The 14,520-nt window shown below is 60.5% G+C and carries 14 protein-coding genes and 1 pseudogene; 5 read left to right on the top strand and 10 right to left on the bottom strand.

Annotation, left to right across the window (positions count from 1 at the left end):
• Positions 1–117: 117 nt before the first annotated feature.
• From trfA (E4Q23_RS22460) to E4Q23_RS22430, 7 genes are all read right to left on the bottom strand, one after another.
• Positions 118–726: a plasmid replication initiator TrfA gene (gene trfA / locus E4Q23_RS22460; RefSeq protein ID WP_169068650.1), complete on the bottom strand. Its 609-nt coding sequence runs from the start codon at positions 724–726 to the stop codon at positions 118–120.
• Positions 713–943 (bottom strand): plasmid replication initiator TrfA, encoded by a 231-nt coding sequence (gene trfA / locus E4Q23_RS24695; protein WP_169068649.1) that lies wholly within the window; start codon positions 941–943, stop codon positions 713–715. Before trfA (E4Q23_RS24695) ends, trfA (E4Q23_RS22460) begins: the two co-directional genes overlap by 14 nt.
• Positions 944–1,078: 135 nt before the next feature.
• Positions 1,079–1,387: a ribbon-helix-helix domain-containing protein gene (locus E4Q23_RS22450; RefSeq protein WP_034915273.1), complete on the bottom strand. Its 309-nt coding sequence runs from the start codon at positions 1,385–1,387 to the stop codon at positions 1,079–1,081.
• Positions 1,353–1,970 (bottom strand): cobyrinic acid a,c-diamide synthase, encoded by a 618-nt coding sequence (locus E4Q23_RS22445; RefSeq protein WP_169068648.1) that lies wholly within the window; start codon positions 1,968–1,970, stop codon positions 1,353–1,355. The genes E4Q23_RS22450 and E4Q23_RS22445 overlap by 35 nt, the downstream gene beginning before the upstream one ends.
• Positions 1,971–2,062: 92 nt before the next feature.
• Positions 2,063–2,287: a zincin-like metallopeptidase domain-containing protein gene (locus E4Q23_RS25445; RefSeq protein WP_423753380.1), complete on the bottom strand. Its 225-nt coding sequence runs from the start codon at positions 2,285–2,287 to the stop codon at positions 2,063–2,065.
• Between the two features lie 203 nt (positions 2,288–2,490).
• On the bottom strand, positions 2,491–2,772 hold the full coding sequence (locus tag E4Q23_RS22435; RefSeq protein ID WP_169068646.1) for a type II toxin-antitoxin system YafQ family toxin: 282 nt from the start codon (positions 2,770–2,772) through the stop codon (positions 2,491–2,493).
• A complete protein-coding gene (locus tag E4Q23_RS22430; RefSeq protein WP_169068645.1) occupies positions 2,759–3,022 on the bottom strand; it encodes a type II toxin-antitoxin system RelB/DinJ family antitoxin in 264 nt (87 codons plus the stop codon). Before E4Q23_RS22430 ends, E4Q23_RS22435 begins: the two co-directional genes overlap by 14 nt.
• A gap of 210 nt (positions 3,023–3,232) precedes the next feature.
• Here E4Q23_RS22430 and E4Q23_RS22425 point away from each other — a divergent pair, with 210 nt between their 5' ends.
• The 4 genes from E4Q23_RS22425 (at position 3,233) to E4Q23_RS22410 (ending at position 9,555) form a co-directional block, all read left to right on the top strand.
• Positions 3,233–3,826, top strand: coding sequence for a recombinase family protein (locus E4Q23_RS22425; RefSeq protein WP_169068644.1), 594 nt, complete (start codon positions 3,233–3,235; stop codon positions 3,824–3,826).
• Complete coding sequence (locus E4Q23_RS22420; protein ID WP_169068643.1) at positions 3,823–6,852, top strand: Tn3 family transposase; 3,030 nt, start codon at positions 3,823–3,825, stop codon at positions 6,850–6,852. Before E4Q23_RS22425 ends, E4Q23_RS22420 begins: the two co-directional genes overlap by 4 nt.
• 913 nt (positions 6,853–7,765) lie before the next feature.
• The gene (locus tag E4Q23_RS22415) at positions 7,766–8,890 is read left to right on the top strand and encodes an AAA domain-containing protein (protein WP_169068642.1); all 1,125 of its coding nucleotides are present in this window, start codon (positions 7,766–7,768) and stop codon (positions 8,888–8,890) included.
• 71 nt (positions 8,891–8,961) lie between these two features.
• Positions 8,962–9,555, top strand: a complete 594-nt coding sequence (locus E4Q23_RS22410; RefSeq protein ID WP_169068641.1) for a hypothetical protein — start codon at positions 8,962–8,964, stop codon at positions 9,553–9,555.
• A gap of 28 nt (positions 9,556–9,583) precedes the next feature.
• On the opposite strand, the gene E4Q23_RS22405 is transcribed toward E4Q23_RS22410, so the two are convergent.
• The 3 genes from E4Q23_RS22405 to E4Q23_RS22395 form a co-directional block, all read right to left on the bottom strand.
• Positions 9,584–10,480: an antitoxin gene (locus E4Q23_RS22405; RefSeq protein ID WP_169068640.1), complete on the bottom strand. Its 897-nt coding sequence runs from the start codon at positions 10,478–10,480 to the stop codon at positions 9,584–9,586.
• Positions 10,480–11,544: a hypothetical protein gene (locus E4Q23_RS22400; RefSeq protein ID WP_423753379.1), complete on the bottom strand. Its 1,065-nt coding sequence runs from the start codon at positions 11,542–11,544 to the stop codon at positions 10,480–10,482. Before E4Q23_RS22400 ends, E4Q23_RS22405 begins: the two co-directional genes overlap by 1 nt.
• Before the next feature lie 311 nt (positions 11,545–11,855).
• Positions 11,856–12,848 (bottom strand): endonuclease/exonuclease/phosphatase family protein, encoded by a 993-nt coding sequence (locus E4Q23_RS22395; RefSeq protein ID WP_169068638.1) that lies wholly within the window; start codon positions 12,846–12,848, stop codon positions 11,856–11,858.
• 464 nt (positions 12,849–13,312) lie between these two features.
• Between E4Q23_RS22395 and E4Q23_RS22390 the strand changes: the two are divergent.
• Positions 13,313–14,476 (top strand): annotated as a pseudogene (locus E4Q23_RS22390) (IS3 family transposase); the annotation flags it as partial.
• Positions 14,477–14,520: the final 44 nt, after the last annotated feature.

Below are 14,520 nucleotides of genomic sequence, written 5' to 3'. Positions count from 1 at the left end.
CCGTACCTCTAAACACGTGCCACGTACCTCTAAACACGTGCCACCGTACCTCTAAACACGTGCCACCGTACCTCTAAACACGTGCCACCGTACCTCTAAACACGTGCCACCGTACCTCTAAACACGTGTCTTTTCGTCACGATTTGCCAGATAGCGAGCTTGCGCTTGTGAGGGCGTTCGCATGACATGAACCAAATCTGATTTGGGATCGATGCTCCAGCCGGTGATTGCCGCGATGGCCTCAAGCTTGCGCAGGGCGGCCCTCAGGCTTTGGCGGAACTTTCGTAATTCCTGCGTACCGCTTCCTGTTACCTCGTGCAGCCATGAAACGCTGACGGGCATGGGCTGCGCGTGACTGGAGTAATAGAGCTGTAGCCATTGTGCCAGGGGGCTGCGTTTGAGCTGGTAACGTTGTTCCCATTCAACGCGTGTGAAGCCGCGGCCGAAGAGCTTTGCAAGGTCGCGGGAGATTTCGACGATGTACTCCCCGGTCTCGTTGTCGGTGGCGCCACGGGGCAGCAAGGAGCCCCAGAAAACGCGCTTGTCTCCTTGATTGATGCAGACCGATGTCGCTGTTAAGTGATTCAGGCGGGAGAGCAGCCACTTGTGCTCATTGCCGCCGGTCGATCGGCCGATGAGCTTCAGAAGACGGTGTCGACTGAAGCGGACCAAATTGCCTTCGTGCACGCCGCGCGCGAAGTGCATGATGCCTTCAAAAAATATCAATGTGACCTTGGTCGAGTTGGTGCCCGGTGTAGGTAATGTCAAAGCCGGCTTGCGACGGAATGATCGCATTGTCGAAGGTCTTACGGGGGCATTTGTCATCGATCGCGGCGAACAGGGCCGAACGGCTCAATTCGTTCGGAACACCCATGTCTTTGTCGGGCCACAAGGCGAGCTGATGCATCTTCGCGGCTTCGCGCTTATCGAGCGTTTGCCGCATGAGATCAAGACTAGTTTCGAGTTTTTTTAGTGGTCACTTTATAACCCCCTGCCCCGCCCGGCTGTTTGGGGGGATGCCAGGTGCTGTCTGCGTGTCGTGTTGCATGCGTGTATACACGTCTAGGAATATAGATGCTTAGTTGTCACCCGCTTGAAGAACCCGGCCGAGTCTAGCAATCTCCGGCTTCCCTGCCCTGGCAAAAATGGTGTTCAGCGCGTCGGCCAGTAACTCTTGTAAGGTGATGTCTCCTTCGACGGCGATCATCTTCAATTGCTTGTGCACTTCCGGGGCGAAGAAACCTCCGATCAGCACCTGCCCCTTGCGGGCACCGGGGCGGTTCTGCCCACGCCCCTTGACGGCCGGCGCGGACAGCGCAGCTGGTGGCGGAGTGCCGGGCGCGGTGAATTTTTCAAGCCCTCGCGCGAGTGGGTTCGGTTTGGCCATGGTTTGCCTCCTTCTTTAATTTGTCTATAAGCTTACGCGTAAACTTGTATAACTGTATAACTTCGGCGGCGGCTTTTCCGGAAGGGTCGAATTCGGTGGGACCTTGGCCTACATTGGTGGCGTGCATGTGGGCGGCGCGCTGATGAAGCACCGTTGGCGCAACGGTGAAGCCCATGTCCCGAATGGCGGCGGCGGTCTGTTGGGCTGCGGAGCCCTGCACGGGAGCCTGATTGATGACGACCAGAGAAGGGGGCTCGCCTGCCAGTTTGAGAAGGTCGCGCACGGTCTTGAGCGTCTCGATATCGAAGAGATGCGGGCGAACGGGTATCAAGACTAGGTCGGCCACGCGCGCGGCCTCAGCGGCCTCTTGCGAGGCGTGCGGCGGTGTGTCGATCAACAGAAGTTCGACGCCTTGAGACAACGCTGCGGCGATCGCTTGTTTGATGCGGGCGACGGGCGAGGCGACAACCCAAGGTGTTTCGGCGTCGCGGCGGTCAGTCCAGTTGGTGGCGGTGGCTTGGGGGTCGGTGTCGATGACGGCGGCTGTTTTTTTTGTCCTGCATGGCGGCAACAGCCAAGCCAAGCGCAAGCGTGGTTTTTCCGGCTCCGCCCTTTTGCGCGATTACAGCAATTGTCTGCATGTATACACCTATAGGATTATAGAAGTCGGAAAGACTAGAGGTATTCGCGTAGACCGTCAACTGATTCGGTTCGGTTAACGGTTTTGAGCACCTCCACCCAGCGCGCCAAGTAAACGGCATGATCCGCCCGGACTTCCGGCGTGATGCCGAGATCGGCGCACAGGAAAGCCGCGCCCAATTTGTCACAAGCCTTGTGACAAATCTCGGGGCTACGGTTCGCGGAGGCCTGGAAGAAACTGCTTCTCGGGGGTACATACACCAAACACTCGTGTCACTAGCCACCACCTTGGGGTTGTAAGCCGGAACCGCCGAAAATTCCGTCATCCCCACGCCGGCCCTGCCACGAGCGCATCCAGGTCCAGGTCGATCACCTTGGCGTCGCTTTGGAACGTGTAGTGCCCGTTCCACATCGGTGATTCCGCTCGCCACATCCTGCATTTCCTTGTCACGGAGTCCTACTGCTCACAGGCCAAGTTCGCTGTGCGAACCGAGACGGACGAGCTGGAGTACGTTGTCGTCTGGTTTTCTGTAAATCAAGACCAAGTCGGGCTTGACGTGACAATCCCGGTGGTCCTTCCAATCCCCACTGAGCGAATGATCGTGGTGCTTGTCGGCCAGAACCTGATCATGGGCCAAGGCCGTGACGAGGGTGCCGAAGTCACTTTGCAGCGTTTGCCGGTGCGGTCCCTTGGTTTCGCGCTTGTAGTCACGCTTGAACTGGCCAGTGTGTTCAATTTTCCGCATTCAGGTCCGCCATCAGGTCCTCGACGGTGGCGAACGACTTCAGGCCACCACGGCGCGCTTCCTTCATCGCCTCGATGGTATCGACGTTCGGAACCAGTGGCTCGAACGGCAGTGCCTTCTCGCGGGCGACGCGGGTCAGCATGATGCGGAAGGCGTCCGACACGGTCAGCCCCATCGCCGCAAGCACGGCGGTCGCCTCTTCCTTAATGTGCTCGTCGATTCTGGCACGGACAACGGCATTTGCGGACATGATCTGATCCTCCAAGTTTATGAGCTACATTGTAGCTCACGTGACACCAAAACGCATCCGTTGCGCTTTGGCCGGATGTCGGAAAACACCTGTTTTGCGACGGGTCAGTAGCAACCACCAAAACCACCCCTACACCGCCGCTAAAAGAGTACGGCAAACACTGTCGCTATCCTCTACTATACGGAAACTCCATTTCAAGGTTATCCGCTTATGTTGGTTGGCTACATGCGTGTTTCGTCTGACTCAGATCGGCAAAGCACTGACTTGCAGCGCGATGCTCTGCTGGCGGCAGGCGTTGATGCCCGCCATCTGTACGAGGATCGTGCCTCCGGTGCCAAGGATGATCGGTCTGGCTTGGCTATGGCGCTGGAGTTCGTGCGCCCCGGTGATGTGCTGGTTGTCTGGAAGCTGGATCGTCTGGGCCGCTCGTTGTCGCATCTACTCACCATCGTGAACGCACTCAAGGACAAGCGGGTGGCTTTCCGCTCGCTCACCGAAGGCATGGACACCACCACGGCGTCGGGCGAGCTGCTGTTTCATGTGTTTGGCGCGTTGGCACAATACGAACGCGCCCTGATCCAGGAGCGTGTTGTCGCGGGCCTGGCTGCCGCCCGGCGGCGCGGCCGGGTTGGTGGGCGACCAGCCGTCATCGTCGGAGAGAAGCTGGACACCATCATCGTCGCTCTGAATGGTGGCATGTCCAAGGCAGCCGTGTGCCGCAACTTCGGTGTCAAGCGCACCACCTTGATCGAAACCCTGGAGCGGGTCGGCTGGACTGGATCACGGGGTGCGTCATCTCGATGACAGCCAAGAGTGAGCGATTGGCTGTCCTGTCCGAGGCCGAGCAGCATGCGCTGTACGGTCTGCCGGACTTCGACGATGCACAGCGGCTGGAGTACCTGGTGCTGTCCGAAGCCGAATTGACCCTTGCGACCAGCCGCCCCGGACTTTACGTCCAAGTCTACTGTGTTCTACAGATCAGCTACTTCAAGGCCAAGCACGCCTTTTTCCGCTTCGATTGGATCGATGTCGAGGACGATTGCGCCTTCGTGTTGAGCCGCTATTTCGCCGGCGAGACGTTCGAGCGCAAGCCAATCACCAATCATGAGTACTACACCCAGCGCGGGCGTATCGCCGAGCTGTTCGGCTACCGGCTGTGGATTGGCGACTTCCTGCCGCAGCTCGCCCAGCAGGCCACGCAGATCGTGCGGCGCGACGTGACGCCGGGATTCGTGGCCGCCGAGCTGATCGTTTGGCTTAACGAACACAAGATCATTCGGCCGGGCTACACCACCGTGCAAGAACTGATCAGCGAAACACTGTCTGCCGAACGCCGGCGCTTGGGTGGCCTCCTGGCGCAAGCGCTGGACGACGCGGCCAAGGCCGCGCTGGCTCAACTCCTGATGCGAGACAGCACGCTGTCCGAACTGGCCGTGCTGCGACAGGACGCCAAGGATTTCGGCTGGCGTCAGATGGCTCGCGAGCGTGAGAAGCGCGCCATGCTGGAGCCGCTGCACAGAATCGCCAAGGCGTTGCTGCCCACGCTGGGCATCTCGCAGCAGAACCTGCTCTTCTACGCGAGTCTGGCGAACTTCTATACCGTCCACGACCTGCGCAACATCAAGGCGGACCAGACCCATCTCTATCTGCTGTGCTACGCCTGGCAACGCTACCGGCAGCTCACCGACAACCTGGTCGATGCGATGGCTTACCACATGAAGCAGCTGGAGGAAGAGAGCAGTGCAGGCGCGCAGAAATCGTTCATCGCCGAGCAGGTACGACGTCATCAGGAAACGCCGCAGGTCGGACGCTTGCTATTGCTCTATGTCGATGACGCGGTAGCCGATGCCACGCCGTTCGGCAAGGTGCGGCAGCGCGCGTACAAGATCATGCCGAAAGACACGCTTCAAATCACCGGCCAGCGTATGAGTGTCAAACCGGCGAGCAAGCTGGCCCTGCACTGGCAGGCGGTTGACGGCCTGGCCGAACGCATTCGCCGCCATCTGCGACCTCTGTATGTCGCGCTCGACTTCGCCGGCATCGACCCGGACAGTCCGTGGCTCGCGGCACTGGCCTGGGCAAAGAGCGTGTTTGCCAACCGGCAACGTCTGTCGCAACGGCCGCTTGCCGAATGCCCGGCAAGCACACTACCCAAGCGGTTGCGACCGTATCTGGAGATCTCCGATGCCGATGGCAAGCCAGCCGGCCTGCATGCCGACCGCTACGAGTTCTGGTTGTACCGGCAAATCAGGAAGCGCCTGAAGTCGGGCGAACTCTATTTGGATGACAGCCTGCAACACCGCCATTTCTCCGACGAACTGGTCTCGATGGAGGAAATGGCCGACGCGCTCGCGCAGATCGATATCCCTTTTCTGCGCCAACCGATCGAGGCGCAGCTCGATACGCTGACAGCCGATCTGCACGCACAGTGGCTGGCCTTCAACCGCGAGCTGAAACAGGGCAAGCTGACGCACCTGGAGTACGACAAGAACACGCAGACGCTGACCTGGCGCAAACCCAAGGCCGAGAACAACAAGGTGCACGAGCTGGCGGTCTACGAGCAACTGCCGTTCTGCGACGTGGCCGACGTGTTGCGTTTCGTCAACAGCCAGTGCCAGTTCCTGTCGGCCCTGACGCCGTTGCAGCCGCGCTATGCGAAAAAGGTGACCGACACCGACACCCTGATGGCGGTGATCATCGCGCAGGCGATGAACCACGGCAATCAGGTCATGGCGCGCACCAGCGACATTCCGTACCACGTGCTGGAAACCACGTACCAACAGTATCTGCGCCAGGCTTCACTGCATGCCGCCAACGACCGCGTCAGTAACGCCATCGCCGCGCTGCCGATCTTCCCTTATTACTCGTTCGACCTTGAGACCCTGTACGGTGCTGTCGATGGCCAGAAGTTTGGCGTCGAGCGGCCGACCGTGAAGGCGCGCTACTCGCGCAAATATTTTGGGCGTGGCAAGGGCGTGGTCGCCTACACGCTGCTGTGCAACCATGTGCCGCTCAACGGCTACCTCATCGGCGCGCACGAGTACGAAGGCCACCATGTGTTCGATATCTGGTATCGCAACACCTCGGATATCGTGCCAACCGCGATCACCGGTGACATGCACAGCGCGAACAAGGCCAACTTCGCAATCCTGCACTGGTTCGGCCTACGCTTCGAGCCGCGTTTCACCGATTTGGAAGATCAACTGGCCGAGCTGTATTGTGCCGACGATCCGGCACAATACGAGAAGTGCCTGATCCGGCCGGTCGGTCAGATCGACCGGCAACTCATCATCGGCGAGAAGCCGAATATCGACCAGATCGTCGCCACGTTGGGCCTGAAAGAGATGACCCAGGGTACGTTGATCCGCAAGCTATGCACCTACACCGCGCCGAACCCGACGCGGCGCGCGATCTTCGAGTTCGACAAGCTGATCCGCAGCATCTACACGCTGCGCTACCTGCGCGATCCGCAACTGGAACGTAACGTGCACCGCTCGCAGAATCGCATCGAGTCCTACCACCAGCTACGCTCGACCATCGCACAGGTCGGCCGAAAGAAGGAATTGACCGGGCGCACCGACATCGAAATCGAGATCAGCAACCAGTGCGCACGCCTGATCGCCAACGCCATCATCTACTACAACTCAGCCATCCTGTCGCGGCTGCTGACAAAGTTCGAGGCAAGCGGCAACACCAAGACACTGGCGCTGATCACGCAGATTTCGCCGGCAGCCTGGCGGCACATCCTGCTGAACGGGCACTACACCTTCCTCAGTAATGGCAAGGTGATCGACCTGGATGCGCTCGTGGCGGGGCTGGAGTTGGGATGACGGAATTTTCGGCGGTTCCGGCTTACAACCCCACCTTGGAGTAAGCCGGAGCTTCATTTGCTCATCCACGTGGGCAGCAGGCGCTTTTTCAGGGAGGCGCGTTCCTGCGGATTACGTCCCTTGTGGTTGGCGATAAGCGCTCGTCTTGCTTCAGTCTGGACCCTTGCGCATTGGCACCTACCAGGCAATGCGCTGGTCGAATTCGTATTTCGGCACCGGTTGGGACTGCGGTTCGTCCTCGTCCAGGGTGGCGCCCTGGCCCTGCATCTCCCAGAGCGAGGGCGTACGGGCTTTCATCAGGCGTGGCGAGGAGGTCGGTTCGCCCGTGTGCTTTTCGGCAACGCTGCAAAACCCACGCAACCCTACGCAAGCCGCCGCAACCGCGGGAGAGATCTCGCTCCTGGAGGATTCTCTGGTGTGCAATCACGGCCTTGTTTGCCACAGACTGCGCGCGACCTCGGCGATGTCGCTGCTGGCCGCACGCGGCAGTTCGATACGTAGCGGCCCGGCCGTCCCGGTCAGAGAGGACTAAAGTGGTCGTGGCGGTGGGCGCAGCTGTTGTGGTGGCCAGTCGGCGTTTCAGGCTGGTGTAGTCGAGTTTCAGGGCAACGGTGACTTTGGCGATGCCGTGCCGCTCGGCGAGTTCGATTGCTCGCGACCAGAGGTCTTCCGAGATACGAGAGCTGCGCGGGCGGGTGCTCCACCATTCGGCAATGGCGGCGGCGGTATCGGCCAGTTGGAGATCGGACACGGTTAGGGACACGGCGGCATCGGGAGGCCCATCGATCAGTGAACACGGGTCTGTCACGCTATCAGACCGCCGTCGCGATTTCATGCAGCGTTGCCGAAGGGATACTCCCAATCAGACATCTGGGCGCTCCCGGCGCTACTTCGCGGCCGGAAGGTGCTCATCGTGGGTGACCACAAGCAAGTCTCACCATCGGCAGTCGGCATGGCCGAAGAGAGGATCAAGGAACTCATCAGCCGGTTCCTCACCAACCAGCCGCATGGCTCGGAAATGACGCCGGACAAGTCTATCTACGACCTGGCTCGCGTCGTATTCGCCGGCAACTCGGTGATGCTGAAAGAACACTTCCGCTGTGTGCCCGCCATCATTGAATTCTCGAACCGTGAGTTCTATCAGAACGACATTCGGCCGTTGCGCGTCCCGAAAGCGAACGAGCGTCTCGATCCACCGCTTGTCGATGTGTTCGTCAAAGGTGGCCATCGCAATGGCGACGTGAATGCCGGTGAGGCAAAGGCAATCGTTGACGAAATCGAGACTATCCTCACTGACCCGCAGTTCGACGGCCGCAGCATTGGGGTTGTCACGCTACTGGGCACCGCCCAAGCCGCCCACATCCATGAACTGGTCAGCGAGCGGATCTCGCCGGTCGACGTTGTAGCGCGGAAGATTGCCATCGGTCCGCCACCGGTGTTTCAGGGTCGGGAGCGAGACATCATGATGGTCTCGATGGTTCTGGGACCTGGTGACCGGTCCGCAGCCAACCGGGCAGACATACACCAGCGATTCAACGTCGCTCTGTCGCGTGCTCGGGACCGCATGTACCTGTTCCGCTCGGTCACCGAGACAGATTTCAGGGAGGACTCGCTCAACGGCAAGGTCATCAGCCATTTCAAACAGCCGTTCCGGCAGAACGCCAAGAAGGTGCAGGCATTGCGCGAGAGGTGCGAGTCAGGCTTCGAGCGGGACATGTTCGACGAATTGGTAAAGCGTGGATTCCGTGTTGAGCCGCAGGTGGCCTGTGGCGGCTACCGCATCGACTTTGTCATCGAGGGCAACGAGGGACGACGTCTGGCCGTTGAGTGCGACGGCGACCGCTTCCACGGCCCAGGCCAATGGCAGGACGATATGGCTCGCCAACGCGTGCTTGAGCGGGCGGGCTGGACGTTCTGGCGGTGCTTCGCGTCCAGCTTCGTCCGGCGGCGCGAGGCGGTGCTCGGCGACCTGCTGCAGACGCTCCAGCGGCTGGGCATCGAGCCCCTGGGGGCGGAGTCTGTCGACAACACCGTCTGAGTCCACTACAAAGAAGTCGACCCGTACGGAGTTGAAGAGGAGCCGGAGCAGGAACAGGAGGCCTTAGAGGTATGAAACGCCCCTTGATGCGCCAGAACATCGCGCAGCTAGAGGCCCTCTTCGAGACATTGAGGGGAGACCCTGGGACGCTCAGGCAGTTGGAGCATGAACTGCAAAACCGGCATGTGCCCCGAGCAGTAACGCTTCTTGCCGAAGTGCAGGCGGCGATGTCCAGTGCCGCGCTGCTGGCCCCGGCGGAGGTGGTTCCCGTGCCGCCACCACCGGTGAAGTCACCGGCGCCTCCAGTTCGGCAGCCAGAGCTATGGGAGCGGGCGCCGCTGCCCCCGGTTGTTTCGCCACCAGTTGTCACGCAGCCGCGGCCTCCGGCACCAGAAGCCAAGCCACTGGTGCCGCGCGCGGCGGTGCCAAAGCCCACGCCTCCAGAGCCTCCCACCATGCCCGTCGACGACGCATACAAGTTGCTCAAAGCCACACCGGGCTCCACGTGGGAGTCGATAGAGCAGACTAGGCGCGAACTGGTGCAACAAGCATCGCCGGCGCGAGCGAGCGCCATGAACGCGGAGAAGCGCGCCCAGCTTCAGGCGGAAGCCAAGCGGGTAAACACAGCTTATGCCGTGCTGTCGCGGCAGAGGATCGGCGGCTGATGCAGGAAAAGTCATTGGCGCTCTCTCATCAGCCAATGTGACCAAGCAATTGGTCGATGATATCGCTCGCTTGGCGCTGCCGTAACGCCCTTGCCTCGCGCTGCTCAGCTTCGTCGCCTTCACCGAGTTCGAACTTCGCCACTGACACCGGGCCGTCTTTGCGATAGCCCTCGATCACGTCGTCTTGCGTGAAGCGATTGCGCAGGATTTCCAGCGAGGCCCGAATCACCGCGCCGTGCTTGCCGTCGCGCGCCTTGCGGAAGGCTTCTGCGACCACGTCCATGCCCTCGGGGGCGTGTTCGATGCAATAGATCAGGTCGTGAGCGTCCTTACGTTCGAAGCGCTGATCGAACGCGAACGACTTCAAGCACGTGAAACTGACCAGATTGGCGTGCTTGACCTTCTCGGTCGCAACCCCGTTGCCCCCCAGCAGTTCAGCCCGGATCTCGGTAACTTGGTGGAGGTCGAAAACGATGGACGAGTGCGGGATGTTGAGCGCCGAGATCGTGCCATCGGTTGGTAGTGGCTGCACCTTTCCACCGGCGATGTCTGGCGCATCGGCGAGCAATTCGAGCACCATCAAAGCCCCATGTTCTGTGCGGGCCTGCCAGCGCCAGGAGAGCTTCTGCTGCTTCTCGTTCTCGGCGCGCTCGAAACCCATCCTTGTGAGGTTGTTCTCCAGTGTGTGATACGCATCGGTGTCGGTCAGGATTTGCAGGTCAATTACGATGTCGACATCCAGGGTACCGGCATGCGCAGGGACAACGGGTGGCCGGGCGGCGACCAGATACCTCGGCGTGAGACCGCCGATGAGGTAGACGGATTCCTTCCACGGACCGAGGCCGCGCAGCAGCGTCACGAGGACGCGTTCGCAGTCGAGCGTGTACTGATCGCTGTAGCCGTCGAGTGTCGCAGGTTTGGCCATCAGAAGCCGATCCTTTCCTTACGCAGGTGCTCGGCCATTTCCTTGGCGCGACCTTCGCCACCCAGCAGATCAAGGTAAACCTGGATCGGGCTGGCCAGCCAGATACTGCCCACTTCCTCGCGGAACAGCAGCTCACCAAGCGACTTCGCTTCGATGATCGCCAGGTTGGCGCCTTCGTTGACGGGACGTGCGCCGAGGTCGCCGATAGCGTTGTCGGCATTGGCGCCGACCAGCAACCGGACGCGTACCTGGGAGACACTGGAGAGAAACGGAGCATAGCGTTGCGCTGCTGCTTCGTGGCTGATCGCGTACTTAACCTCGTGACTGGCGAAGACCTGGCCGACATGTTCCAGCAGCTGATCCGCCTTCATGGCAGGCACGTAGTAGCGACGCAGATCGGACAGCCGAATCGATGCGAGCTGCTTCACCCAGGCATCCAGCAAGGCTGAAGGTTCGGAGAGGTGGCGCTCCTTGCTCGGCCCCTGTCCGCGAGAGACCAGCCAGTCGTAACGTTCCAGCTCCGTCAACACCTGGGAGACCGTAGCCGGTGACACCAGCGCCCGTTCAGCGAGGCCTTTAACCCCGAACCAGTCGCCATGATGAACTAACATGGCGTGCAGAACTTGCGCGCGCCGACCGGAAAACAGTGACCGCACGGACTTCACCTGGCTCTTGGATGGTGGCTTGTCGATGTAAAGGTAGGCACCAGGTGCGGGCAGATAGAGGCTACCGCCGCTGTCGTAATAGCCGACCCGCTCGTGCCTGAGAAGCTCCTTGGCTCCGGGAGAGATGGACTCGGCGACTAGCAGCCACACGGGATCGTGCCCGGATGGATTGGGTGTGCGACGATTGAGTGCCCTAAGCTGCCACAGCGCCTCACGTACGTCTCGCGGGTACGCGGCCTTCTTGGCCTCGATCAGCAGGGTGAATGACTTGCCTGCGACACGCAGATCAATTCGAGCGTCATGGGCGCACTCGCCGGCCGGGCCGGCAGGCTCCCAACGATCGAGCTCGGCGTGCACTTCCGGCAGCTCCCGAAGGGCGTTGAGGAGCTGATCGATCAATTGGTGTTCAGTCGTAGGCGACGCAAGCATCGTGGCTCTAGGGAATTCTTTACTGGACAGTGAATATAAACATACTAGCGTATATTCGGCGGTTTAGGTATATTCACTGTACAGCGAATTATAAAGCATACTGCCGCACCTCAGTCTCGCGCCCCTTCGCTGCGTCAAGAGAGGCTTCGCCAGGCTGCAAAAAACCGCGGCCTGCCCTTGACCCAGCTCCGAGGTTTTCCTGCCGCACGCGCCAAGCGCATCCATTTACCGTCAAAAAACCCCCGTCGGACGGAGCGTGTCACCGTGCTGCACAAACGTGCTCAATTGCAGCCGAACTCAACCCATAGTGGATAGTGATCCGATAAGCGATATTGCATCTGCGCTCGGCTCATACCTACATCGCGGTACAACAGTGGCACGAAGTCGAACCCACCCGCGTTCAGCAGGTCCAGGCCCAACAACTGACTTCTGCCGCTGCCGAACCAGGCAATCTGGTCGTAGAACTTGCCCAGCGTGGGTTCGCCCGGGTCCGCGAAGATCGAGCGGCGCACCTCATGCAACGCCGGCGGAACCACCAACCCCGTTGACGTGAAGGCCCGCCAGAGTACATCGCCTTGTCGGTCGATGTTGAAGTCACCCAGCACCACCAAATTGTGATGCCAGCGGTTCTCTTGGCGTGCCCACTCGGCCAGCCAACGTGCGATGGCCGCAAGCTCCGGTTCCCGATCGACAGCGGCCTTACCGTAGAGAACATGCAACGTCACCAGAATTACCGTGGTTTCTCCGGCCTGGAAGCTCACTGCATACGGCGTGCGCGCGAACTGTCGCTTCAGAGCGTCTGGCGCGATTTCGGCCAACCACTCCGGCGGAACGACGAGTTCCCCGGCCAGTCCCGACAACTCTGTGCGCGCGCCATCGAACACGAAGACCATACGCTCGCCTCCGCCTGCAGCACCCCGAGTCACGTCCGTCATCAGGAAACGCCAGCTTGGCCCCAGCGTCTTCATCAGAGTGCGCAACGCCGCCAAATCGCCCCCCACCTCTTGCAAAGCCACCACATCGAAGCGCGAAACGATCTCTGCGATCGCCCATAGGGCGCGGTAGTCGCGCTTTGGGCTGTCCGCCGCGCCGGCCTCCCATTTGCGCGTCAGTGACCCGAAATCTTTGAGATTCCACGTCGCCACCAGCAAGTTGCGATCGAGCGAGCGTTTCCGTGGCACCGCTGCATCCAGTGCTGCGCGAAGCGCAGCCATCTCTTCGCGCACGGCGATCGGAGCCGACAGATCACTAAACGAGGGTAGGGCAGAAGACATGAACACTCTCCGCGGGAGACCCGCAACTCTTGGTCAAATTAGCATGCAGGCCGACGAGCCCAAGCGCAAGCGTCACCAAAAATGATAAGCCATCCACCGTGTCGAGCACGGCCAAAAAAAATACCGGCCCACGCCCGGGCAGGTCTCGTCCCCTCAGCAAGCAATGGATTGCTCAAGTTCCGGGCAGATTGCTTCGAGACACTCTGGCGTTGGCTTGCCGGGCAGGACGCACAGGGTTATCCCCGATTTGTGTGGACAACTGGGATCGCACGGCCGCCGAGGTGGAAGACGAGGTGGCAAGGCTTGCGCTCACGCGTAGGTGCAACAGCTAAACAGGCACCCGAACGTATCCGCGGCGAGTTCGAACCTTCTCCACGGTCTCGATCATCTTCATGCCTTCTATAGTGGTCCCTGGAAATCAGACAGAGGTTTAAGCTGTGCTCCGTCATAGGGAGCGAGAAGCGATGAGTGAAGCAACGACGCGGAAGGTACATACGCCAGAGTTCAAGGCCAAGGTTGGTCTGGAGGCTGTACGCGGGGTAAAGACGATCAACGAGATTGGGCGGGAATACGGCGTGCATCCTGTGCAGGTTGGGCAATGGAAGAAGGCCATTCAGGAGAATGCCAAGACGCTGTTTGAAGGCAAGCGCGGCCCCAAGCCGGCGGCGGCGCACCGTGAGCCGGAACTGTTGTACAGCGAGATCGGCAAGTTGAAGATGGAACTTGACTGGCTGAAAAAAAAGGTCTGGGATCAGCCTGCCGTGATACGGCATGCGTGGATCGACCCGGGGGAGGCCGTCGCGGTGGTGCAGCAATGCGCTCTGGCAGGAGTATGCCGAGCCACGGTCTACGCGCAGCGTCGGCCACCGGTGGTCGATGCCAACGATCTCCTTCACAGTCGGCTAATTGACGAGGAGTACACGCGGCACCCGTTTTACGGCACCCGTCGGATGGTGATCTTTCTGGCGAAGGCGAAACATACGGTCAATCGCAAGCGCGTGCAACGCCTGATGCGACTGATGGGGCTGTCGGGCATGGCGCCGGGGCCGAACACCAGCCGTCCGCGCCCGGAGCACCCGGTCTATCCGTATCTGCTGCGGGGCGTTCCTGTGGTCAGACCCAACCAGGTGTGGAGCACGGACATCACCTACATCCGGCTGGCGCACGGCTTCGCCTACCTGGTCGCGGTGATCGACTGGTATAGCCGCAAGGTGCTTAGCTGGCGGATCAGCAACAGCATGGAATCGGTGTTCTGTGTTGATTGCCTGGAGGAGGCCCTGCGTAGCCACGGCAAGCCAGAAATCTTCAACAGCGATCAAGGCGCGCAGTTCACCAGTGAAGCCTTCACCGGGGTGCTGAAACGGGAAGGCGTGGTCATCAGCATGGATGGGCGGGGACGCGTGTTCGACAACATCTTCGTCGAGCGCCTCTGGCGCAGCGTCAAGTACGAGGACGTGTATCTGAAGGGCTATGCCACGATGGGCGAATTGATGCTTGGCCTGACCGAGTACTTCGCCTTCTACAACGCTGAGCGTCCGCACCAGTCGCTGGGCGACACGGCACCCGCCGTCGTCTATCGGAACGGCACAGGTGGAGGGGCGTTGATCCTCGACAAGTTTGGCGGCGCGGGTGGGGCATCGCCTGTGGAGCGTAGCGGAACAGGCGATGCCCC

Origin of the sequence: Candidatus Accumulibacter phosphatis, from assembly GCF_012939955.1 — a bacterium.
Taxonomy (GTDB): domain Bacteria; phylum Pseudomonadota; class Gammaproteobacteria; order Burkholderiales; family Rhodocyclaceae; genus Accumulibacter; species Accumulibacter delftensis.
The sequence above is the reverse complement of the archived record's forward strand: the minus strand, read 5'-3'. Positions and strand labels throughout refer to the sequence as shown.

Coding starts and splice junctions, on each gene's coding strand:
- E4Q23_RS22425 (WP_169068644.1), top strand. CDS start 3,233: ATGTTGGTTGGCTACATGCGTGTTTCGTCTGACTCAGATCGGCAAAGC.
- E4Q23_RS22420 (WP_169068643.1), top strand. CDS start 3,823: ATGACAGCCAAGAGTGAGCGATTGGCTGTCCTGTCCGAGGCCGAGCAG.
- E4Q23_RS22410 (WP_169068641.1), top strand. CDS start 8,962: ATGAAACGCCCCTTGATGCGCCAGAACATCGCGCAGCTAGAGGCCCTC.
- E4Q23_RS22435 (WP_169068646.1), bottom strand. CDS start 2,772: ATGCGGAAAATTGAACACACTGGCCAGTTCAAGCGTGACTACAAGCGC.
- E4Q23_RS22395 (WP_169068638.1), bottom strand. CDS start 12,848: ATGTCTTCTGCCCTACCCTCGTTTAGTGATCTGTCGGCTCCGATCGCC.
- E4Q23_RS22405 (WP_169068640.1), bottom strand. CDS start 10,480: ATGGCCAAACCTGCGACACTCGACGGCTACAGCGATCAGTACACGCTC.
- E4Q23_RS22430 (WP_169068645.1), bottom strand. CDS start 3,022: ATGTCCGCAAATGCCGTTGTCCGTGCCAGAATCGACGAGCACATTAAG.
- trfA (WP_169068649.1), bottom strand. CDS start 943: ATGCGGCAAACGCTCGATAAGCGCGAAGCCGCGAAGATGCATCAGCTC.
- E4Q23_RS22450 (WP_034915273.1), bottom strand. CDS start 1,387: ATGGCCAAACCGAACCCACTCGCGCGAGGGCTTGAAAAATTCACCGCG.